20 protein-coding genes are annotated in these 20,867 nt (G+C 64.7%); 15 read left to right on the forward strand and 5 right to left on the reverse strand.

All coding sequences use genetic code 11. The features are described from left to right. The first annotated feature begins 55 nt into the window (after window positions 1–55). Window positions 56–943 carry an RNA polymerase sigma factor RpoH gene (gene rpoH, locus CAL28_RS00885; protein WP_094839547.1) on the forward strand — a complete coding sequence of 296 codons (888 nt, stop codon included), beginning with the start codon at window positions 56–58 and terminating at the stop codon, window positions 941–943. Window positions 944–1,189: 246 nt separating this feature from the next. On the opposite strand, the gene CAL28_RS00890 is transcribed toward rpoH, so the two are convergent. Beyond that, a complete protein-coding gene (locus tag CAL28_RS00890; protein ID WP_440588358.1) occupies window positions 1,190–2,038 on the reverse strand; it encodes a phosphodiesterase in 849 nt (282 codons plus the stop codon). A 294-nt stretch (window positions 2,039–2,332) separates the two neighbouring features. On the opposite strand from CAL28_RS00890, the gene CAL28_RS00895 reads away from it, so the two are divergent. Continuing rightward, window positions 2,333–4,843, forward strand: coding sequence for a cation:proton antiporter (locus CAL28_RS00895; RefSeq protein WP_094839548.1), 2,511 nt, complete (start codon window positions 2,333–2,335; stop codon window positions 4,841–4,843). Window positions 4,844–4,875: 32 nt separating this feature from the next. Here the strand turns inward: CAL28_RS00895 and CAL28_RS00900 are convergent, their stop codons facing one another. Continuing rightward, the gene (locus CAL28_RS00900) at window positions 4,876–5,856 is read right to left on the reverse strand and encodes a LacI family DNA-binding transcriptional regulator (protein WP_254925947.1); all 981 of its coding nucleotides are present in this window, start codon (window positions 5,854–5,856) and stop codon (window positions 4,876–4,878) included. Between the two features lie 183 nt (window positions 5,857–6,039). Between CAL28_RS00900 and CAL28_RS00905 the strand changes: the two genes are divergently transcribed. From CAL28_RS00905 to CAL28_RS00920, 4 genes are all read left to right on the forward strand, one after another. Next, entirely contained in the window at window positions 6,040–6,582 is a 543-nt protein-coding gene (locus CAL28_RS00905) for a TRAP transporter small permease (RefSeq protein ID WP_094839550.1), read from the forward strand. A 118-nt stretch (window positions 6,583–6,700) separates the two neighbouring features. Beyond that, window positions 6,701–7,984, forward strand: a complete 1,284-nt coding sequence (locus CAL28_RS00910; RefSeq protein WP_094840547.1) for a TRAP transporter large permease — start codon at window positions 6,701–6,703, stop codon at window positions 7,982–7,984. Between the two features lie 37 nt (window positions 7,985–8,021). Beyond that, window positions 8,022–9,041, forward strand: coding sequence for a TRAP transporter substrate-binding protein (locus CAL28_RS00915; protein WP_094839551.1), 1,020 nt, complete (start codon window positions 8,022–8,024; stop codon window positions 9,039–9,041). 154 nt (window positions 9,042–9,195) lie between these two features. Beyond that, complete coding sequence (locus tag CAL28_RS00920) at window positions 9,196–10,977, forward strand: IlvD/Edd family dehydratase (protein WP_094839552.1); 1,782 nt, start codon at window positions 9,196–9,198, stop codon at window positions 10,975–10,977. 40 nt (window positions 10,978–11,017) lie between these two features. Here CAL28_RS00920 and CAL28_RS00925 read toward each other — a convergent pair whose 3' ends face one another. Then, window positions 11,018–11,467 carry a hypothetical protein gene (locus CAL28_RS00925; protein ID WP_141218118.1) on the reverse strand — a complete coding sequence of 150 codons (450 nt, stop codon included), beginning with the start codon at window positions 11,465–11,467 and terminating at the stop codon, window positions 11,018–11,020. An 827-nt stretch (window positions 11,468–12,294) separates the two neighbouring features. Here CAL28_RS00925 and CAL28_RS00930 point away from each other — a divergent pair. The 3 genes from CAL28_RS00930 to CAL28_RS00940 all read left to right on the forward strand — a co-directional run bounded on the left by CAL28_RS00930 (window position 12,295) and on the right by CAL28_RS00940 (window position 14,312). After that, on the forward strand, window positions 12,295–12,678 hold the full coding sequence (locus tag CAL28_RS00930; RefSeq protein ID WP_094839554.1) for a hypothetical protein: 384 nt from the start codon (window positions 12,295–12,297) through the stop codon (window positions 12,676–12,678). A gap of 125 nt (window positions 12,679–12,803) precedes the next feature. Next, complete coding sequence (locus CAL28_RS00935) at window positions 12,804–13,202, forward strand: hypothetical protein (protein WP_141218119.1); 399 nt, start codon at window positions 12,804–12,806, stop codon at window positions 13,200–13,202. 216 nt (window positions 13,203–13,418) lie between these two features. Continuing rightward, window positions 13,419–14,312, forward strand: coding sequence for a hypothetical protein (locus tag CAL28_RS00940; protein WP_141218120.1), 894 nt, complete (start codon window positions 13,419–13,421; stop codon window positions 14,310–14,312). Between the two features lie 51 nt (window positions 14,313–14,363). Here the strand turns inward: CAL28_RS00940 and CAL28_RS00945 are convergent, their stop codons facing one another. Continuing rightward, window positions 14,364–15,194, reverse strand: coding sequence for an NUDIX hydrolase (locus CAL28_RS00945; protein WP_094839557.1), 831 nt, complete (start codon window positions 15,192–15,194; stop codon window positions 14,364–14,366). Window positions 15,195–15,569: 375 nt separating this feature from the next. Between CAL28_RS00945 and coxB the strand changes: the two genes are divergently transcribed. The 5 genes from coxB (at window position 15,570) to CAL28_RS00965 (ending at window position 19,740) form a co-directional block, all read left to right on the forward strand. Then, a complete protein-coding gene (gene coxB / locus CAL28_RS00950) occupies window positions 15,570–16,730 on the forward strand; it encodes a cytochrome c oxidase subunit II (protein WP_094839558.1) in 1,161 nt (386 codons plus the stop codon). Window positions 16,731–16,835: 105 nt separating this feature from the next. After that, a complete protein-coding gene (gene ctaD, locus CAL28_RS00955; RefSeq protein ID WP_094839559.1) occupies window positions 16,836–18,449 on the forward strand; it encodes a cytochrome c oxidase subunit I in 1,614 nt (537 codons plus the stop codon). A 31-nt stretch (window positions 18,450–18,480) separates the two neighbouring features. Beyond that, window positions 18,481–18,600, forward strand: a complete 120-nt coding sequence (locus tag CAL28_RS29885) for a cytochrome oxidase small assembly protein (protein ID WP_217906518.1) — start codon at window positions 18,481–18,483, stop codon at window positions 18,598–18,600. Between the two features lie 10 nt (window positions 18,601–18,610). Beyond that, window positions 18,611–18,829 carry a DUF2970 domain-containing protein gene (locus CAL28_RS00960; RefSeq protein ID WP_094839560.1) on the forward strand — a complete coding sequence of 73 codons (219 nt, stop codon included), beginning with the start codon at window positions 18,611–18,613 and terminating at the stop codon, window positions 18,827–18,829. 35 nt (window positions 18,830–18,864) lie between these two features. Then, a complete protein-coding gene (locus CAL28_RS00965; protein WP_094839561.1) occupies window positions 18,865–19,740 on the forward strand; it encodes a cytochrome c oxidase subunit 3 in 876 nt (291 codons plus the stop codon). A gap of 78 nt (window positions 19,741–19,818) precedes the next feature. On the opposite strand, the gene CAL28_RS00970 is transcribed toward CAL28_RS00965, so the two are convergent. Beyond that, window positions 19,819–20,019 (reverse strand): twin transmembrane helix small protein, encoded by a 201-nt coding sequence (locus tag CAL28_RS00970; protein WP_094839562.1) that lies wholly within the window; start codon window positions 20,017–20,019, stop codon window positions 19,819–19,821. Window positions 20,020–20,054: 35 nt separating this feature from the next. Between CAL28_RS00970 and CAL28_RS00975 the strand changes: the two genes are divergently transcribed. Then, window positions 20,055–20,834, forward strand: a complete 780-nt coding sequence (locus tag CAL28_RS00975) for an SURF1 family protein (RefSeq protein WP_094839563.1) — start codon at window positions 20,055–20,057, stop codon at window positions 20,832–20,834. The last annotated feature ends 33 nt before the right edge of the window (window positions 20,835–20,867 follow it).

Consider the following 20,867-nt stretch of genomic DNA (forward strand, 5'->3'; position numbering starts at 1 on the left):
TGCTAACATCACACGAATGCGTTCTACCACTAGCCGTTTCCTGGAGCACAACACCATGAAACAACCGAGTTCCTCGTTGGCCGTACCCGGCAACACGCTTACGCTGGCCATCGCCAATCCTGGCGCGCTGGGAACCATCGACGCATATATTTCGGCCGTCAACCGCCTGCCGGTGCTGACCGCCGATCAGGAAGTCTCCCTGGGCCGCCGCCTGCGCGACACGGGCGACCTGGACGCCGCGCGCGAGCTGGTGCTGTCGCACCTGCGCCTGGTGGTGTCCATCGCGCGCCAGTATCTGGGCTACGGCCTGCCGCATGCCGACCTGATTCAGGAAGGCAACGTCGGCCTGATGAAGGCGGTCAAGCGCTTCGATCCCGAACGGGGCGTGCGCCTGGTTTCCTTCGCGGTGCATTGGATCAAGGCCGAAATCCATGAGTACATCGTGCGCAACTGGCGCCTTGTGAAGGTCGCGACGACCAAGGCGCAGCGCAAGCTGTTCTTCAACCTGCGCAGCATGCGGCCCGACGGCAAGACGCTGGATTCGGACCAGGTGAATGAAATCGCCCGCGAGCTGAACGTGCGCCCGGAAGATGTCAGCGAAATGGAAGTCCGGCTGTCCGGCCGCGACATGGCGCTGGAATCCCAGGACGATGACGAGGACGCCTTCGCGCCCATCGCCTATCTGTCCGACGAAGGCCGGCAGGAGCCCACGCGCGTGCTGGAACGCAAGGCCATGGACAAGCTGCAGAGCACCGGCCTGCAGGACGCCCTGGAGGCCCTGGACGCCCGTTCGCGCCACATTGTGCAGGCCCGCTGGCTGCAGGACGACGGCGGCGCCACGCTGCACGAACTGGCCCAGGAATACGGGATCTCCGCCGAGCGCGTGCGCCAGATCGAGGCAGCCGCCCTGAAGAAGATGCGCGGCAGCCTGCAGCCCGCGTAACCCGGCGGAGGTGGTTCGGTTAAATCTCGATACACCTCGCCGCGGGAAATCCTCGGGATGGGCGAAACTTTCTTATCGCCCCCCAGCCTAACCTTCCGTAGACCATGCGCCTGGAGCCCTCCAGGCCACCGTCTGCTCACCTGTCTCGGCTTCTCCTCTTTCCCCTCCCCTATGAGACAGGTGTTTGGCGGGGCACCCATAAACGGTGCCCCGTTTTTTATGCGCGCGTGCCGGCGGCCCGCGCGTTCAGGGGATCATCGATCCGTTCGCCACGGCGGGAATCCCCACGGCATCGCGCGCCGCGCCGTAGGCAGCCGCCGTGTCCTCGGGCTCGTTCCATTCCTGCACCAGGCTGCGCCATAGCGCGGCGTCCAGCCGGCGTACCCCGGTCGCGATCGAACCGTCCGGATACAGCTTGAGCCAGCGGTAGCCCGGAGGCTGCGGGTCCAGGCGGTGGCGGCCCTCGCGGATGGCGAACTGGAAGCAGGTCGAGGGTGTGGCGAGCATGCGGACATTGCCGCGCCGGCGGTCGAAATCCTGATGCACGTGTCCCCACAGCAGCACGCGCGCATTGCCCCAGCGCGCCAGCTGGCGGAACAGTTGCGGCGCGTTGTCCAGCATCATGGGGTCGCGCCATTCGGCGCTGACCTGCACCGCGTTGTGATGCATGGCCACCAGCGCCGGCCGTCCTTGCGCCGTCGCCAGGCCATGATCGAGCAGTTCGAGCTGTTCGCGTTCCAGGTGCCCGGCGTTCGAACCGTCGGCGCGCGAGTCGAGCAGGATGACCCGCCATGCGCCGACGTCGGCGATCGGATCCGTCCACGGCCCCAATGCGCGCCTGAGTTCGGCGGGCGCATCATGGTTGCCCGGCAGGCAGCGCACCGGAATGCCCAAGGGCGATACCGCGTCGGCAAAGCGGCGGTAGGACAGCTCGCTGCCGTCGTGGGACAGGTCGCCGGTGGCCAGCAACAGGTCCGCGTTGCCATGATCGCGGCGAATGGCGGCGAGGACCGCGCGCAGGCTGGCGTCGGTGTCCACACCCAGCATAAGGCCGGGGGCCGCGAACAGATGCGGGTCGGTGAGCTGGAGCGCCACGACGGGGTTGCTGTCGGCGTCCTCGTGGCGGGAAGGGCCGGCGTTCGATGGAGATGTAGGAAAAGGCTTGGGGATGGTGTGCAACGGCGGCTCCGGTGAATGCTTCCTGGTCCCGACGGCATTCGCTCCGCGGCGTTTGCGGATGCCGTCGCGGCGGTGCGGATGCCGCCAACGTTAGCGAAAATACGCGCCGCCGGGCATCCACCAAATCGTGCCGCCCGTAACGAAACGTGCATCGACGCAAAACCAGCTATCCTCTCCGTTGAATGAACAATGGCCGGGGATAAAAAATAGATGGACGTGGGTTTGCTGGTTTTCGGCTTGGCGGCGTTGCTGACGCTGGTTTGCTTCATGCCGCCGCTGGCCGGGCGGCTGAAGCTGCCTTACTCGGTGCTGCTTGCCATTGTCGGCTGTCTTCTCGGCATCGTTATCCATATCCATGGCTGGGCGCCGCCGGTGCTGGCCGGCATGCTGGACTCCCTGGAAAAGTTCGAGATTTCCTCGGAAACTTTCCTTACCGTTTTCCTTCCCGTCCTGCTTTTCGAAACTGCCCTGTCGATGAACGTCAGGCGCCTGATGGATGACCTCGGGCCCATCCTGATGATGGCCATCGTCGCGGTCTTTCTTTCGACGGTGGTCGTCGGCTTTACGCTGAATGCACTGTCTTCGTATGGCGTGGTGGTTTGCCTGTTGTTGGGGGCCATCGTCGCGACGACGGATCCGGCTGCCGTCGTCGGCATCTTTCGCGAGGTCGGCGCGCCCAAGCGGCTGACCACGCTGGTAGAGGGCGAAAGCCTGTTCAACGATGCCGCGTCCATCGCCCTGTACTCCGTGCTGGTGGGCGTGCTGGCGGGCCACAGCGAAATGTCGGCGGGCCACGTCCTGGCCGACTTCCTGGTCAGCTTTTTGGGCGGTGGCCTGGCCGGCTACGTCATGGGACGCATGGCCTGCATGCTGTTTGGCGTGTTGCGTGGTTTTCCTGCCGCCGAGATCACGCTGACGCTGACGCTGGCCTACCTGACCTTCTTCATCGGCGAACACTATTTGCATGTATCGGGGGTGGTGGCAACCGTCATCGCGGGCCTGGTCGTGGGTTCGACCGGCCGCACGCGCATGGCGCCCACCACTTTCGAGCATCTGACCAGCGCGTGGGAGCAGTTCGGGTTCTGGGCCAACTCACTGATCTTCCTGTTCGCCGCCATGCTGATTCCCCGCCTGATGGCGGATGCCACGCTGGGCGATATCGGCCTGATCCTGGTGCTGTTCGTCGCGGCGCTGGCCTCGCGCGCGGTCGCTGTATTCGGGCTGGTGCCGCTGCTGGGCATGACTCGCCTGGGTACCCGCGTGAATCGTGCATACAAGACCGTGATGTTATGGGGAGGCTTGCGCGGGGCCGTTTCGCTGGCGCTGGCCCTGGCGGTAACCGAGCGCGGGGACGTGCCGCAGGACGCGCGCCAGTTCGTCGCCGTGGCGACCACCGGCTTCGTGCTGATGACTTTATTCATCAACGGCGTCAGCCTGCGTCCGCTGATCCGCGTGCTGCGCTTGAACGAACTGTCGCGCCAGGAGGCCACGCTGCGCGACCAGGCGCTGGCCGTGGCGCTGGGCGACCTGCAGGAAAAGACCGACGAGGTTGCGGCGACCGAACACATCGGGCCGGAGGTACGCGCACGTATCCATGAAGTCTTCGACCGCACACTGGGACAGTTGCGCGACGCCGAAGTGCGCCACATGAGCCTGACGGATCGCGTGAACATCGGCCTGGCCACGCTGGCGCGCCGCGAAGAGGAAATGTTCTTCGACATCCTGAAGGCGCAGATCGTCGACTGGCGCATGGCCGAATCGCTGCTCGCGCGCGCGGAACGCCTGGAGGATGCCGTGCGCGCCGGCGGCATAAGTGGCTTCGAAAAGGCAATTGCCGCCGATGTCCGGTATTCGCGTTCGTTTCGCGCGGCGCTGCGGCTGCATTATTTGTTCGGCTTCCAACGGTGGCTATCGAGCGAACTGGCGAAGCGGTTCGCCGCCCTGATGAGCAAGCGGTCGGTGGCGCAGCGCGTCATACTGTTCGCGGGGCAGCAATTGAAGCCCATGTTGGGCGAGGAGGCCACGCAGCGGATCGTGGCGGCCCATCAGCAGCGCCTGGATGCCATCGAAAACGCGCTGCAGGCCCTGAACCTTCAATACCCGTCCTACGCCTTGTGGCTGCAGGAAAGCTATCTCGGCCGCGTAGCGCGGCAGTTGGAACGCATGCGCTACCGCGACATGCTCGACCAGTTCCTGATCAGCGGGGAGGTCTATGCCGACCTGACCGGCCAGCTGGAACAGCGCTGGGCGCACATCGACCAGCACCCGCCACTGGATATCGAGCTGGGCGCGGCGGAACTCATCAAGCGGGTGCCCCTGTTCGAGAACCTCAGCGCCGAATCGCTGCGCGCCATCTCGCGGCTGTTGAAGCCGCGCCTGGCGCTGCCCGACCAGCCCGTACTGAAGGACCGCGCGGGCGAGGAAATGTGCTTTGTCGCCTCGGGGGCGGTGGCGGTCCATCTGCCGGACAACACCACCGTCGAGCTGGGCAGCGGCGAATTCTTCGGCGAACTCGCCTTGCTGGGCGAGCAATCCCTGGTGCCGGATGTGACCTCGCTGGGCTACAGCAAGCTGCTGATGATGTCCGCGCGCGATTTCCGTGCCCTGCTGGCGCACGACGCGGACCTGCGCGAACGTATCGAAAAAGTGGCGCGGCAGCGCTTGCGCGCGATCGAGGTCTGGAAACAGTTTTCGGCCACGCCGCCGACGACGGCGGCCTGAGCGGGCCGTCCCGTCCCAGGCCCCGCGGCACGCTATGTCGTTTCCCGCCGCACCAGGCGGAATCCCAGATCCAGATGCCGCTGGGGATTGGGCCGTCCTTCCAGGGCGTTCATCAGCAGCGTCGCGGCCGACTTCCCTATTTCATAGCGTGGCGTGGCAATGGTGGAAAGCGGTGGCGTTGTCCATGCCGTGCCGGCCAGGTCATGGAAGCCGATCAAGCCCATGCGGCCCGGCACCTCGACGCCAAGCCGGCCGCACTGGAATACCGCGCCCTGCGCCAGGTCGTCGTTGCAGAAGAACAGGCCATCGCATTCCGGGTGTTCCCGCAGCATCGTGTCCAGCAGTTCGGCGCCCAGGCCCAGCGAGGACTTGCTGGGCGTCATGATTTCCAGCGCCGGGTCGTATACGCCCGCGTCGCGCAGCGCCTGCCGGCAGCCTTCGCAGCGGCGCAGCGAACGGGGATCGAGCTGGGCGCCGATGATGCCGATATTGCGATAGCCCTGGTCGAACAAATGGCGGCCCGCCGCGTAGCCGGAATCGAACTGCGAAAAACCGACGCTGAGGCCCTCTTCGCCTTGCAGCGTCTCGATGGTGTGGACGGTGGGGATCTTCAAGGTGTCCAGCAGTCGCCAGACGCCGGGCTGGTGGTCGATACCGGTCAGGATCAGCCCGTCTGGCGAATGCTGGAGATAGGTGCGCAGCAGCGCTTCCTCCGCTTCGGCGGAATAGCCGGTCAACCCGATATGCATGTGGTGCGCATGGGCGTCCAGTACTTCCTTGATGCCTGCCAGGATATCGACGAAGACGATATTGCTTAGCGAGGGAATCAGGACGACCACCGTGCGCGAGCGGGCGGAAGCCAGCGCGCTGGCCGCATGATTGGGAACGTAGCCCAACCGGTCGCAGGCGTCCTGGATGCGCGTGCGCAATGACGGCTGCACCTTGTCCGGCGTGCGCAGGGCGCGGGACACCGTGATGGCGCTGACGCCGGCCATGCGGGCGACGTCGGCCATGGTGACACCGTTGTGGCGCGAGCTGCGTGACTTGCGGACCGTCATGGCTGGTAGAGGCGAAAGGCCGTAGTCTGACCGAAACAAGCCCTTGGGACAAACCCGGCATGGGGTTGGCAAACATCGCATGATAGCGCTAACATCGCGCTTCGCATCGACCGCAACGCAAAAAGACAGGAGACAACGATGCAGAGCAATCCCCCTGCGGGGCCGGGCCGGGGCCCGCTCGGCCGCGCGCTCGATCTGGTATTCGCCATCCAGCGCTGGCTGATGGTGGCCTGCCTGGTGGTCATGGTCGTACTGCTGTTCGGCAACGTCGCCCTGCGCTACCTGTTCAATTCCGGCATCAATGTCTCCGACGAGTTGTCGCGTCTGGCCTTCGTGTGGCTGATCTTCATCGGATCGGTGCTGGCGGTGCGCGACCACACCCATATGGGCGTGACGATGCTGGTGGAGCGCTTCGGCCGCGGCGCGCGGCGCGTTACCCATCTGTTCTGCCAGGCATTGATCCTGGCCGTGCTGTGCATGCTGATCAAGGGCAGCTGGGACCAGACCGTCATCGGCATGGCCACGCGCCTGCCCGTGACGAATCTGCCGGCCGGCGTGTTCAACATCGCCTGCCTGTACGCGGCCATCGCCATGGCCCTGCTGACGCTGGCCGACATCGTACTGACGCTGGGCGGCGCCGAACCGGCGCTGGATGCCAGCGCGGTGGACCCCCTCAGCTGAGACCCGCTTCCATGGCCTGTTCCGTTCACGCAGCGTCGGCACGGCCGCCGGCTGGCGCGTACCGGGCCGCTTCCGCTCCAGCCGCGGCCCCTGCCGCCACCCTTATCCGTCCGACGCCATGATTCTTACCGTCTTCCTGATCGTGCTTCTGGGCCTGCTTATGCTGGGCATGCCGATCGCCTTCGCGCTGATGATCAGCGCGGTGCCGATGATGTTCCAGCTGGACTTCGTCGATCCGCAGATCCTTGCCCAGAATATGCTGGGCGGCGCCAACAGCTTCACGCTGATGGCGGTGCCGCTGTTCATGCTGGCGGGCGAACTGATGAACGAGGGCGGGATTTCCCGCCGCATCGTCAACCTGGCGGCGATGTTCGTCGGGCATATCCGCGGCGGCCTCGGCTATGTGGCGATCTTCGCCAGCGTGCTGCTGGCGGCCCTGTCCGGGTCGGCCGTGGCCGATGCCGCCGCGCTGGGCTCGCTGCTGATCCCGATGTTGCGCGAGAAGGGCTATGAGGCCGGCGACGCCGCGGGATTGATCTCCGCGGGCGGCATTATCGCGCCCATCATTCCGCCGTCGATCTCCTTCATCATCTACGGCGTGGCGACCAATGTCTCCATCACCAAGCTGTTCTTCGCCGGCATCGCGCCCGGCCTGCTGATGGCGCTGACGCTGATCGCCGTCTGGTCGTGGACGGCCCGGCGCAGCGGCGCCCACGTGCAGCCCACGCCGCGCCAGCCGTGGCGGGCGCGCATGCGCGCGCTGCGCGAGTCCATATGGGCGCTGTTCCTGCCGGTGATCATCATCGGCGGCCTGCGCGGCGGCATCTTCACCCCGACGGAGGCCGCCGTCGTGGCCGCCGTGTATGCGCTGCTGATCAGCCTGTTCGTCTACCGGGAAATCGGCTTCAAGGACCTGGGGCCGATCTTCGTGCGGGCCGCCAGCACCACCGCCATCGTCATGTTCCTCGTGGCTGCCGCGATGGTGTCGTCCTACATGATTACGCTGGCCGACATGCCGCAGGACCTGGTCGCGCTGCTGGAACCCTTGCTCGCCCACCCCAAGTGGCTGATGTTCGCGCTGTTGATCGTGCTGACGCTGGTCGGCACCGCGATGGACCTGACGCCGACCATCCTGATCCTGGCGCCGGTGCTGATGCCGGTGGTCACCAAGGCGGGCATCGACCCGGTGTACTTCGGCGTCATGTTCGTCATGGTCGGCTGCGTCGGGCTGCTGACGCCGCCGGTGGGCACCGTGCTGAACGTCGTGGCCGGCGTGGCGCGCATCCGTATGGAAACGATCATCCGCGGCGCATGGCGTTATGTCGTCGCGTATACCTTGCTGCTCCTGCTGATGGTGATCTTTCCGGAGCTGATCACCGTGCCGGCGAAGTGGATTCATTAGCGACACCCAGAAGCGATAAACCCCAAGGAGACTCACCATGCTTACCTCGATGAAGAAACTGGCCATCGCGCTGGCCGCCGTGTCGGCCTGCGCGACGGCGGGCCTGGCCCACGCCCAGGACGTCAAGACGCGCATCATCCGTTTCGGTTACGGCCTGAATGAAGAAAGCGTACAGGGCCGCGCCGCGCGCCAGCTGGCGGAAGAGCTGAACAAGATCAGCGGCGGCAAGCTGAAGATGCGCACCTACGGTTCCGCCAACCTGGGGTCGGACGAACAGATGCAGGCCGCCCTGGTCGGCGGCTCGCAGGAAATGATGGTGGGCTCCACCGCGCCGCTGGCGACCATGGTCAAGGAGTTCGGTGTCTTCGATCTGCCCTTCCTGTTCAACGACGGCAAGGAAGCGGATGCGGTGCTGGACGGTCCCTTCGGCGAAAAGCTGCTGAAGATGCTGGACGACAAGGGCCTGGTCGGCCTGGTGTATTGGGAAAACGGCTTTCGCAACGTGACGAATTCCAAGCATCCCATCGCCAAGGCGGAAGACATGCAGGGCATCAAGCTGCGCGTGATGCAGAATCAGATCGCGCTGGGCGTATTCGGCGCGCTGGGTGCCAATGCCGTTCCCATGCCGTTCTCGGAACTGTTCACCGCCCTGGAAACCCGCACCGTCGACGGCCAGGAGAACCCGGTCACCACCATCCAGAGCAGCAAGTTCTACGAGGTTCAGCCTTACCTGAGCCTGACCCGCCATGTGTACACCCCGTGGGTGGTGCTGGCGTCCAAGAAATGGTGGAACACGCTGTCGCCCGACGAGCAGAAGCTGATCCGCCAGGCCGCCGCGTCTTCGCGCGACTTCGAACGCAAGGATAGCCGCGCCGATTCCACCAAGGCGATGACGGTGCTGAAGGACGCCGGCATGAAGATCAACACCGTGTCGCCGGAAGAGCTGCAGCGCATGCGCGAAAAGGCCCAACCCGTGGTCGACAAGTACACGCAGGATCTGGGACCGGACCTGGTCAAGCAGCTGCAGGAAGAGATCGCCAAGGCCCGCAAGGGCTAAGGACCGGTCGCGGCCGCCGACGGTTTCCGGGCCGCGACCGCCGTTGCAAACCCCGGCCCGCCGCCATGGGCCGGGCGTTCGCGGCACGCGTTGCCACGGACGAGACGGGTTGGCCGCCCCGGCCAGCCCCGCGAACATTGATACGAGATTCACCATGCCTGACACTCCCCGCCGACTGCGCAGCCAGAAATGGTTCGACGACCCGTCCCATGCCGACATGACGGCAATCTACGTCGAGCGCTATCTGAACTACGGCCTGACCCGCGCCGAATTGCAGTCGGGTCGGCCCATCATCGGCATCGCGCAGACCGGCAGCGACCTGGCGCCCTGCAATCGCCACCACCTGGAGCTGTCCCAGCGTACCAAGGCGGCCATCCGCGATGCGGGCGGCATCCCGATGGAGTTCCCGGTGCATCCCCTGGCCGAGCAGGGACGCCGCCCCACGGCCGCGCTGGACCGCAACCTGGCCTACCTGGGGCTGGTGGAAATCCTGCACGGTTATCCCCTGGATGGCGTGGTGCTGACGACCGGCTGCGACAAGACCACGCCGGCCTGCCTGATGGCGGCCGCCACCGTCGACATCCCGGCGATCGTACTGTCCGGCGGCCCCATGCTGGACGGCTGGCACGAAGGCAAGCGCGTCGGCTCCGGCACGGTGATCTGGCACGCCCGCAACCTGATGGCCGCCGGCAAGATCGACTATGAGGGCTTCATGACCCTGGCCACGGCGTCGTCGCCGTCGGTGGGCCATTGCAATACCATGGGCACGGCGCTATCCATGAATTCGCTTGCCGAGGCCCTGGGCATGTCCTTGCCCACCTGCGCGAGCATTCCGGCGCCGTACCGCGAACGCGGGCAGATGGCCTACGCCACGGGCCTGCGTATCGTCGACATGGTGCGCGAGGACCTGCGGCCCTCGCGGATCCTGACGCGGCGCGCTTTCGAAAACGCCATCGTCGTGGCTTCCGCGCTGGGAGCGTCCAGCAATTGCCCGCCCCACCTGATCGCCATCGCGCGCCATATGGGCGTGGACCTGTCGCTGGACGACTGGCAGCGCCTGGGCGAAGACGTGCCCCTGCTGGTCAACTGCGTGCCGGCCGGCGAATACCTGGGCGAGAATTTCCACCGCGCCGGCGGCGTGCCCGCCGTGCAGCATGAACTGCTGGCCGCCGGCCGGCTGCATGGCGACTGCCTGACCGTATCGGGCAGGACGGTTGCCGACATCGCGGGCGGCGCCGTCACCACCGATCGCGACGTGATCCGCACCTGCGAAACGCCCTTGAAGCAGCGCGCCGGCTTCATCGTGCTGTCGGGTAATTTCTTCGATAGCGCCATCATGAAGATGTCCGTCGTGGGCGAGGATTTCCGCAAGGCCTACCTGTCGGCGCCGGGCGACGAAAACGCCTTCGAGGCGCGTGCCATCGTGTTCGATGGTCCGGAGGACTACCACGCGCGCATCGACGACCCGGACCTGAACATCGATGAACATTGCATGCTGGTCATACGCGGGGCCGGGCCCATCGGCTATCCCGGTGGCGCGGAGGTCGTCAATATGGCGCCGCCCGCGCGCCTGATCCAGCAGGGCATCGATTCGCTGCCCTGCATGGGCGACGGCCGTCAGAGCGGCACGTCGGCAAGTCCCTCGATCCTGAACATGTCGCCGGAAGCGGCGGCGGGCGGCGGACTGGCGCTGCTGCGCACGGGCGATCGCATCCGCGTGGACCTGAACGCCCGCACCGTGACGCTGGAAGTCGACCCCGCGGAACTCGAAGCGCGCCGCGGCGGCCCGGCCTTCGACATCCCGCCGCCACAGACCCCGTGGCAGGAAATCTTCCGCGGCATGACCGGGCAGCTATCGACCGGCATGTGCCTGGAGCCTGCCACCCTCTATTTGAAAGTGGTGGAGCAGCGCGGCGACCCTCGGCATTCGCATTGACAGCCGATCCGCTGCACAGGAACGTCCTCGCAGTATTCCCTTACTCGTTGATCAATTCGTAGATGGGCAGTACGAGATCGGGGTACTGCAAGACTTTCCGGCCTTGCGCCATGAACGAAGCACACGTAGCGTCGCGCTGCGCATCCGGTCCCAGGTGCGCGACCGAGCACGATAGCAGTTGCTTGACGACGTTGGCTTCCACATCCGAAGGCCGCATGTCGGCGAATTTCAGTGGACGTTTGTTCGGCGTCTTCCACATGACATCGAGCATGATGTCGGCCGCGCCTATCATCAGGGGACCCCGATCGAAAGCGGTCTGAGGAAGCCATTGCATGGAATACGGGGAATATTCGGGCGCTATCGCGTCCCGGGTATTGCCGGGCTCTTCTATGGGATGGGCCAGGCCGAGGGTATGCCCGAATTCATGCACCAGGGTGACCAGAGCCAACGCATGCGCAATATCTTCGCTGCTCATACTGCTATCGAACATGGTTTTCACCTTTCTAGCAGCTGCGAGTGAAAGGCTAATGGGTACTGCCTTGTTTACGCAAATACCGACTGGCAAGCCGGTGATCTTCTCATACCCTTGCGGAGTCGCCCTGGCGACCGCATCGGAGGCTTTGTTGGAGCAATCGCTATTGATTACGAAATTGGGCGTAAGTAAACCGGCCGGGGATATCGTGAATGAGCAGGCATTGGATCGCAGCTGGGCGTTCCATGTTTGGGCGGCTTCCGCTGCGAGGTCACTCAGCTGGAAGGAATAGCCATTGGTGCCCAATGACACATTCATAACGCCGGACACCGTATATCTCACTGCCTTGCCGTATCTGGCACAGGCGTCGTATGACGTCTTTGAAGAAGGGCTGCCTCCCGGACCGCTGGGATCCATGAATACGCGGACCTCCCGGTATCGAGGCGGGACGGTATCGGCGACAGCAGCCGAAAATATTCCAAGGACCGAAACCAGTGCTATGGCCAATAGCATCGCGTGTTTTTTCACGGGTTCTTCCCCATATCCGCAGTATTCGCTTCAGCCAGTGTAGGTAGGTGTCGCGGCGCGCGCGGAGTAATTTTCTGTATCGCGTCCCGCGCATCTGGTACGCGCCTGCGATATATCTCATGACACGATATTACGATCCGGGGCGCAACGCTTCGAATGCATCCTGGGTAGTATTCGGCCTGATACGTGTTGAGCCCGAGGAAGTGTGCTATCGCAGGCGTTGGCATTTCACTTCGATGTTCGGGCCACCGGACGAATCACCATCGATGCACGAATAGCGCGCCCTTGCGGAATCTTCATGATAGGAAACTCGCGAAATGGCCAAGGTTATGACGGCGATTCTGGCGTTTGTCTTAATGACTATCACGATTCCCGGATGGGCCGAAAAAGCCGCTTCCCCGGGGCTTCAACAAGGTTTCGCGTGCTCCGTGGCCACGGCGGGCAGCTCGTACACGGCTACCGTGGCGGGAATAGGCGCTAATTGGTGGGCGACGAACAAATTCCCATTTACCGTCATATGGCACAGCGAATTGGTCGATTACACCATTACGGAAAGCGGGGCGTGGTCCTTTACCGACAGTGCGGGGAAGTTGATGCTGGTGGCCCTGACAGCCGCTTATTTAATGCGAACCAACGTCACCCTGTATTGCGACGGCAAGGGAACGGTGACATCGGTTTGGCTGGGAGAGGGGAAGCCTTGACCTTCCGATGGACAGGCGGTCCTGGCTTGCGATGTAGAGGTTCACACCGGGGTGCGGCCATGCACGGTAGAAAAGCGATGGCCGGGTTTTCTCACTGTACCGTCTTGATAGATAGGAGCTTGCAGATGACCAAGGTTATGACCGCGGTTCTGGCCCTTGCCTTATTGGCCGCACCGTTAGCCGGATACGCCGAGGACACGACATCCAATCAGCCTCAAATCGCCACGACGCCTCCCGCGCAAAACTACAGTTCCTGGTGCGGCAGTGCCGCGACCGGTACCACGTATTCCGGCGTGGTGGTAGGCATAGGGGCTAACTGGTGGGGGACAAATAAATTTCCGTTTTCCGTTACGAACGACAAAGGGTCCTATACCGAAAGCGGAATGTGGACCTTCGACACCGTCCAGGGAAAGCTGATGATGAACGTATTGATGATGTCATATGTGACGGGAGACAGCATCGTTATGTACTGCGACAGCAAGACCGTGACTTCGGTATGGGTTGGCAGGGTCGGGGCGCCGTAGCGGCTACTCCCGCTTTATGCCTGCATGGACCATACCAGACGTCGCGGCGCTGGCCAGAATGCGGGATGTCAAACGCCGAAGCGGTGACACCGGCTGATTATTTCCCTGGTTTTCCTTGTTCGAACAGCACGTCGCTAAGCTCGCTCCGGGCGATGCAGCCGATGCGCCCGCATCGGCGTAGCCGCCCGCTTTGCAATCGCGGAAAGGAGCGACGACATGAGCGACGTATCAATGATGGGATCCACGGCCTCCGCCTATACCTGGCAGCGGCCGGGCGCCGCGCCAAGCCTGGGTGCAGTGGCCGATGGGTTGTTGGATCTCACGGCCGGAGGCTGGATAGCCAAATTGGCATTGGGAGCGGCCTTGACGCCGCCATCGGAATCGAACCAGGGACCGGTATCGGGAATGGCACCGTCATCTCAGTGGATCCGGCGAGAAGGCATGACGGCGGCATCCCACCGGGATGAGGCGGGATCGATAGCGGCGGGGCACCAGGGATCGCTAGGGGTGGCTGGATCGCAACTGGAATCGCTGGGCCCGCGGGGCCCGGCTCTCGCCGAACCGAAACGCCAGAACGTTGCGCGCGCGCTGACTCCGGCGGAGAGGCAAGCCCTGGACGAATACGTAAGCCAGGGCAAGCCGCCTGAACAGCGGGCGCAAGCTGCCGAGCGGATAGCCTGCTTCATCGGGACCAACGGCAGCGCGCTGGCACTGGATGATCTGAACCTGACCCGGTTGCCCGACATCGTGAAAACGCTGCGTCTGGATACGCTGGATGTCTCCGGGAATAGGCTCGAGGAGCTGGCGCTTCCGGCCGAAGTCACCTTTCTGCATGTGTCCCGTAATGCGCTTACCGCCATGCCCGTCCTGCCCGAAGGAACGCGCATGGTTTTCGCCGCGGATAACCGCATCCGCGAATTCCACGGGCCCCTGCCCGACACGCTCGGCTATGTGCAAGCGCCGAACAACATGCTGGATGCGCTGCCGCCGTTCCCGGCCTCCCTGGTCCAATTCGATATCGAGGGCAACACCGGCAAGCTCACGCAAGCCGCCGTCGACGCCAGGATACGCGGGCCGTTGGTTGTCAAGGAGTCGCACGTCCGGGTCTGATTTCCAGCAGCCGTCCGCGCTTATCGCGAAAAGCGCGGACGGGCCTTATGTTCAGCGGGCCGCGCCATGCGTGCCGATATCGCTGATCACGACCAGAGCCGCTTCCAATGTGAATTCGCCGTTCGCGGCCATGGCGCGCGCCTGTTCCGGTGTCACGGTGGCGAATTCCATTACCTCGCCGTCGCGGTTCGCGGGCCGCACGTCGTCGGCCAGCACGCAGCGGCTGACCAGCAGGTCTTCCACCTGGTAGCCTTCCGGCAGGCGCCGGTGCATGCGCAGCACGGTCCGCAGGGGATCGCGGCCGCGTACGTCGTCCGGTGCCAGGCCGGCTTCTTCCCCGCATTCCCGGATCAGCGCCAGGTCCGGCGATTCGCCGCTGGCGACCAGGCCGCCCACCAGCGTGTCCCACATGCCCGGGTCGGTCGACTTGTTCAAGGCGCGGCGCGCCACCCACAGCCGGCCGTCCGCGGTCCAGGCATTCAGGTGCACGGCGCGCGTCAGAATGCCGAGCGGCCTGACCGCGGCGCGTTCGATGGCGCCCAGGCACAGGCCGGATTCGTCGTGGATATCCAGCAATTCGTCGCGCCAGCCGCGCAGGCAGTCAGCTTGCCGCAAGGCGAGGGCCACGGCCGCCAGCAGGGCGTCCAGCCCCGCCCCGGGCCGCATGCCGTCGCCCAGGCGCAGGCTGTCGGCCTCGATCCGTACGCTGGCCTGCTCGCGCAGCGCATCGCAGGCCGCCAGGGTTGCCTGGCCGCAACGGCGGCCGGCGATATACAGCTGGCGGGACGATGGCGGGGCGGCCTCCTGCGCGCGGTCGCGCAGCAAGGCATACAGATCGTCCGGCAAGGACGGATGGGGCGAAGACAGGGATGTGTGCGGCATGGCGGGATTTTAGGGGCTTATCCATGGGCGGCAACATGGCCGCGGACAAGCGCCCGGACATGGCTGGAACGCGTGCCGCGAACCGCGCGGGACCCTGGTCCGAACCATGGGCAGGGGGCTTGCGGACGGCCGCCGCGGCGGCGTGCCGGGCGAGCCCGGCCGGCCCTCTTGCCCTGCATATCGATACGGGGGGGGCGCGCTCCGCTATAATCCGGCGGTTTCTTTGTGATTCGAGCAGAACCGACGCGGGTCGGCAGTGGTTTTTATGCCCGTCTCGAAATCTGCCGTCCAATAATCACGCGTTTTCCCGTGTAGGTACCGGCAGCACCCTGCCACATCGGCACGGCCCTGGACGCGTCATGATAGAGGGTCAGCATGAAGAAGTGGAGAGGGATACTGGGAACGTGTGCAATGCTGGCAAGCGGCATTGCCTGTGCCCAGGTCAAGGATATGCCCGGAGGCCCCAGGGTCGACCAGCTAAACCTGCACGAAGGCGTTACGCAGATCGCCCATGATGTGATGTGGCTGCACTGGATGATGCTCATCATCTGCGTGGTCATTTTCATCGGCGTCTTCGGCGTCATGTTCTATTCGATCTGGGCGCATCGCAAATCGCGCGGATACCAGCCGGCCACCTTCCACGAGCATGTCGGCGTGGAAGTCGCCTGGACCGTCATCCCTTTCTTCATCGTTATCGCCATGGCCTTGCCGGCCACCAAAGCGGTGGTGGCCATGAAGGACACGTCCAGCCCCGACCTGACCGTCAAGGTCACGGGCTATCAATGGAAGTGGGGCTACGAGTACGTCGACGGCCCCGCCACCGGCGTCAAATTCCTGTCCACGCTGGCCACGCCGCGCGCGCAGATCGAAGGCCGCGAGCCCAAGGGCGAGTTCTACCTGATGGAGGTGGACAATCCCCTGGTAGTGCCCGTGGACCAGAAGGTGCGCGTGGTGCTGACCGCCGGTGATGTCATCCATTCCTGGATGGTGCCGGACTTCGGCGTCAAGCAGGATGCGATCCCCGGCTTCCTGCGCGATACCTGGTTCCGCGCGGAAAAGGTGGGTACCTACCGCGGCCAGTGCGCCGAACTGTGCGGCAAGGACCACGCCTTCATGCCCATCGTGGTCGAGGTCAAGTCCAAGGAAGACTTCGCCAAGTGGGCCGACGAGCAGAAGAAAAAACTGGCCTCGGCCGCCGACGATCCCAACAAGCAGTGGACCGAAGGCGAGTTGGTCGCCCGCGGTGAAAAGGTCTTCGGCGCCAACTGCGTAGTCTGCCACCAGGCCAACGGCAAGGGCGTTCCCGGCTCCTTCCCGGCGCTGGACGGCGACAAGATCGTGCTGGGCCCGCAGGCCGAACAGATCAAGACCGTGTTGCATGGGCATCCCGGCACGGCCATGCCGGCCTTCATGAACCAGCTTAGCGACGTGGAAATCGCGGCGGTCATCACCTACACCCGCCATGCCTGGAGCAATGCGGGCAAGGGCCAGGATCCGACCGTCCAGCCGTCCACCGTCAAGTCGTCGCCGCACTAGCGCCGTGCCCGGACAGCCGTCCGGGCGCGATCGCCCTCGTCAGATACCGAATACCTCAGCCTGGCCGTGGAACGGCCAGGCAACATGCAGGAAGGAGTTGAGACTATGAGCAGCGTCACTGTAGACCACGTCGAGCCGGGCCACGGGCACGGCCACGGTCACGATGACCACCACCATGCCATCCCCACCGGATGGCGGCGCTGGCTGTTCGCCACCAACCACAAGGATATCGGGACGATGTATCTCATCTTCTCGTTCCTGATGTTGCTGGAAGGCGGCACGCTGGCACTGCTGCTGCGCACGGAATTGTTCGAGCCGGGCCTGCAGTTTTTCCGTCCCGAGCTGTTCAACCAGTTCACCACCATGCACGGCCTGATCATGGTGTTCGGCGCCATCATGCCGGCTTTCGTGGGCTTCGCGAACTGGATGATCCCGATGCAGATCGGCGCATCGGACATGGCCTTCGCGCGCATGAACAACTTCAGCTTTTGGATCCTGCCGATGGCGGCGATCCTGCTGACCGCGTCCTTCTTCGTGCCCGGCGGCGCCACCGCCGCGGGCTGGACGCTGTATGCGCCGCTGTCGCTGCAGATGGGCCCCGGGATGGACCTGGCCATTTTCGCCATGCACATCATGGGCGCCTCGTCCATCATGGGCGCGATCAACGTCATCGTCACCATCCTGAACATGCGCGCGCCCGGCATGACGCTGATGAAGATGCCGCTGTTCTGCTGGACCTGGCTGATCACCGCCTTCCTGCTGATCGCCGTCATGCCCGTGCTGGCCGCGGCCATCACGATGGTACTGACGGACCGCCACTTCGGCACCGACTTCTTCAACGCGGCCGCCGGCGGCGATCCGGTCCTGTACCAGCACGTGTTCTGGTTCTTCGGGCATCCGGAGGTCTACATCATGATCTTGCCGGCCTTCGGCATCGTGTCCGCCGTCGTGCCCGCCTTCGCCCGCAAGCCGCTGTTCGGCTATGCCTCCATGGTGTACGCGACCGCCGCCATCGCGGTGCTGTCCTTCATCGTGTGGGCGCACCATATGTTCACCACCGGCATGCCGGTGACCGGGCAGCTGTACTTCATGTACGCGACCATGCTGATCTCCATCCCCACCGGGGTGAAGGTGTTCAACTGGGTGGCGACGATGTGGCGCGGGTCGATGACCTTCGAAACGCCCATGCTGTTTGCCATCGGCTTCATCTTCGTGTTCACCATGGGCGGCTTCACCGGCCTGATCCTGTCGGTGGCGCCCATCGACATCCAGGTGCATGACACCTATTACGTGGTGGCGCACTTCCACTACGTGCTGGTGGCGGGCTCGCTGTTCGGGCTGTTCGCCGGCGCCTACTACTGGGTGCCGAAGTGGACGGGCCGCATGTACAGCGAAAAGCTGGGCAAGCTGCACTTCTGGTCCTCGCTGATTTCCTTCAACGTGACCTTCTTCCCCATGCATTTCCTGGGGCTGGCCGGCATGCCGCGCCGCTATGCGGACTACGCCGCGCAGTTCACGACCTTCCACCAGATCGCCACCATCGGCGCGTTCTGGTTCGGCCTGTCGCAGCTGATCTTCCTGTATGCGATGCTGCGCTGCTATGCGGGCAAGGGCGAGCCGGCCGCCGCCAAGCCGTGGGAAGGCGCCGAAGGCCTGGAATGGACCGTGCCGTCGCCGGCCCCCTTCCATACCTTCGAAACGCCGCCCGAAGTGAAATAAGGCCATAACCGCGATGCACGCAGGATCCGCCATGACACCCGAACAACGCCGCCGTAACCGTATCATCGGACTGGTGCTGCTGGCTTTCGTCGTGGCGGTATTCGCCTGGGCGATGTTCAAGGGCGGCAACCTGTTCGCCGGCGTGGCCTGAGGACGCGACCATGGCCCTGCCTCCGGATTCCCCGCCCCGCAAATCCAGTTTCCTGCAGACGCTGAAGGCGGTGGCCTGGGGCATGCTGGGCATCCGCAAGCGCGCGGGCTACCAGGAAGACGCGCGCCTGAACCCGGTGCACCTGATCGTCGCCGGGGTACTGGCGGGCGTGATCTTCGTGGTGGTCCTGGTTAGCATCGTGCGCTGGGTCGTGGCAAGTCAGAGCTGAAAAACATTCGACGTATAAGTACCAGGGAGAAGACCATGAGTGCAGGACACTCGGTTCAAGCGAAAGAGGCGCCCTACTACTATGTGCCCGCGGATTCGGGCCATCCCGTGCGCAGCGCGATCTCGCTGCTGATCATCGCGGTGGGCGCGGCATGCTGGGTCAACGGCGTGTCGGTGGGCAAGTGGCTGGTGCTGTTGGGCCTGCTGTGCCTGATCGCGGTGCTGTTCCGCTGGTTCGGCGACGCCATCGGCGAATCCGAGCGCGGCTTGAACAGCAAGCGCGTGGACGTGTCCTACCGTTGGGGCATGAGCTGGTTCATTTTCTCGGAAGTCATGTTCTTCGGTGGCTTCTTCGGCGCGCTGTGGTACGTGCGCACCGTGACGACGCCGTGGCTGGGCGATCTGGATCACAGGCTGCTGCTGTGGCCGGATTTCAGCGCCGTGTGGCCGAACTTCGGTCCGGCGGGCGTGGTCGAGCACTTCGCGACGGTCGGGCCCTTCTGGTTGCCCACCATCAATACGGCCCTGCTGTTGACTTCCGGTGTCACGCTGACCATCTCGCACCACGCGCTGCGCGCCGACCACCGTGGCAAGGCCATCTTCTGGCTGGCCATGACGGTGCTGCTGGGCGTGCTGTTCGTCGGCTGCCAGGCCTTCGAATACCACCATGCCTACACCGAGCTGAACCTGAAGTTCAGTTCCGGGGCGTATGGTTCGCTGTTCTTCATGCTGACGGGCTTCCACGGGTTCCACGTCATCATGGGCGCGACCATGCTGACCGTGATCCTGATCCGCCTGATCCGCGGTCATTTCACGGCGGATCATCACTTCGGTTTCGAGGGCGCGGCCTGGTACTGGCACTTTGTCGACGTCGTCTGGCTGGGCCTGTACCTGTTCGTCTACTGGTTCTGAGCGCCGGCGCGCCGTGGCGGCGCGCCGCGCGCGGCCGCTACGGGGCGGACCTGGCGCGGGAACCCGCGGCGGCCGCTGCTATCTAAGCCCTGTGCTCTCGATCCAGCCCAGATGGTGGGCGAGCAGCACGAACAGGAAAAGGGCAACGGAAAGCCCGATGCGCACGGTCAAGGCGTTGACCGTCCTGTTGGTGGTACCTTTATCCCGCATCAGATAGACCAGGGCCGAGGCCAGGCTGGCCAGGATGCCGACAAAGGCCAGGACGACTAAGACGCGCATAGTGCCTCCGGGTGCAAACCAGGATTATTGCAGACATGGCTCGTGCGCATCGCACTTTGACCGCGTTGGTGCTGCTGGGCATCATGGTTGTATTGCTGGGCTCCCTGGGACGCTGGCAGCTGCGTCGCGCCGACGAAAGGCGCGCCATCCTGGCGGCCATCGAAAGCGGCCGCCGGCAGCCGCCGCTGGCCTTGACGGCCGCCACGTCGACCGATGAATTGCGGCCCTGGCGGCCGGTGTCCGTACAGGGAAGCTGGCGCGCCGACATGACGGTGCGCCTGGACAACCGCAATCAGGACGGACGGCCCGGCTACTGGATCGCCACACCGATGGTGCTGGAAGAGGGCTCGAACACCGCGGTGCTGGTATTGCGTGGCTGGCTGCCGCGCACGCTGCCCGGCGAACCGGCCGCGACGGTGCCCGTGTTGCCGGCCGGTGTCGGTACCGTCGGCGGCGAACTGGTGGCGCGGGTGCCCCGGCTGTTCGAATTATGGAATCCCGGTGGCGTTTCCGGCGACGCGCTGCCCACCGCGTGGCCGTCCGCCGGGGGGCCGCCCACGGTGCAGAACCTGGACCTGGATGCGTATGCCCGGGCCACGGGCCTGCATCTGCTGCCGACGGTCGTGGAGCAGCATGCGCCGTCCGGCGACGGGCTTGTGCGCGAGTGGCCGCAGCCCTCGGTGGACTACAACCAGAACCTGGGCTATGCGATGCAGTGGTTCGGATTCGCCAGCATCGCCGGCATTGCCTTCGTCGTGGTGGCGGTTCGCGCCGCGCGCGCGGCGCGGGCGGCACGCCGAGGGCGGGGACCCTAGCGGTTCCGGTGTCCGTTACCCGGCAACCCGCCA

This window comes from Bordetella genomosp. 11, from assembly GCF_002261215.1.
Lineage (GTDB): Bacteria > Pseudomonadota > Gammaproteobacteria > Burkholderiales > Burkholderiaceae_B > Bordetella_C.

Bases quoted from the DNA above. Each gene is read 5' to 3' on its own strand.
- rpoH (WP_094839547.1), top strand. From the start codon at position 56: ATGAAACAACCGAGTTCCTCGTTGGCCGTACCCGGCAACACGCTTACG.
- CAL28_RS00895 (WP_094839548.1), top strand. From the start codon at position 2,333: ATGGACGTGGGTTTGCTGGTTTTCGGCTTGGCGGCGTTGCTGACGCTG.
- CAL28_RS00900 (WP_254925947.1), bottom strand. From the start codon at position 5,856: ATGGCCGACGTCGCCCGCATGGCCGGCGTCAGCGCCATCACGGTGTCC.
- CAL28_RS00905 (WP_094839550.1), top strand. From the start codon at position 6,040: ATGCAGAGCAATCCCCCTGCGGGGCCGGGCCGGGGCCCGCTCGGCCGC.
- CAL28_RS00910 (WP_094840547.1), top strand. From the start codon at position 6,701: ATGATTCTTACCGTCTTCCTGATCGTGCTTCTGGGCCTGCTTATGCTG.
- CAL28_RS00915 (WP_094839551.1), top strand. From the start codon at position 8,022: ATGCTTACCTCGATGAAGAAACTGGCCATCGCGCTGGCCGCCGTGTCG.
- CAL28_RS00920 (WP_094839552.1), top strand. From the start codon at position 9,196: ATGCCTGACACTCCCCGCCGACTGCGCAGCCAGAAATGGTTCGACGAC.
- CAL28_RS00925 (WP_141218118.1), bottom strand. From the start codon at position 11,467: ATGTTCGATAGCAGTATGAGCAGCGAAGATATTGCGCATGCGTTGGCT.
- CAL28_RS00930 (WP_094839554.1), top strand. From the start codon at position 12,295: ATGGCCAAGGTTATGACGGCGATTCTGGCGTTTGTCTTAATGACTATC.
- CAL28_RS00935 (WP_141218119.1), top strand. From the start codon at position 12,804: ATGACCAAGGTTATGACCGCGGTTCTGGCCCTTGCCTTATTGGCCGCA.
- CAL28_RS00940 (WP_141218120.1), top strand. From the start codon at position 13,419: ATGAGCGACGTATCAATGATGGGATCCACGGCCTCCGCCTATACCTGG.
- CAL28_RS00945 (WP_094839557.1), bottom strand. From the start codon at position 15,194: ATGCCGCACACATCCCTGTCTTCGCCCCATCCGTCCTTGCCGGACGAT.
- coxB (WP_094839558.1), top strand. From the start codon at position 15,570: ATGAAGAAGTGGAGAGGGATACTGGGAACGTGTGCAATGCTGGCAAGC.
- ctaD (WP_094839559.1), top strand. From the start codon at position 16,836: ATGAGCAGCGTCACTGTAGACCACGTCGAGCCGGGCCACGGGCACGGC.
- CAL28_RS29885 (WP_217906518.1), top strand. From the start codon at position 18,481: ATGACACCCGAACAACGCCGCCGTAACCGTATCATCGGACTGGTGCTG.
- CAL28_RS00960 (WP_094839560.1), top strand. From the start codon at position 18,611: ATGGCCCTGCCTCCGGATTCCCCGCCCCGCAAATCCAGTTTCCTGCAG.
- CAL28_RS00965 (WP_094839561.1), top strand. From the start codon at position 18,865: ATGAGTGCAGGACACTCGGTTCAAGCGAAAGAGGCGCCCTACTACTAT.
- CAL28_RS00970 (WP_094839562.1), bottom strand. From the start codon at position 20,019: ATGCGCGTCTTAGTCGTCCTGGCCTTTGTCGGCATCCTGGCCAGCCTG.
- CAL28_RS00975 (WP_094839563.1), top strand. From the start codon at position 20,055: ATGGCTCGTGCGCATCGCACTTTGACCGCGTTGGTGCTGCTGGGCATC.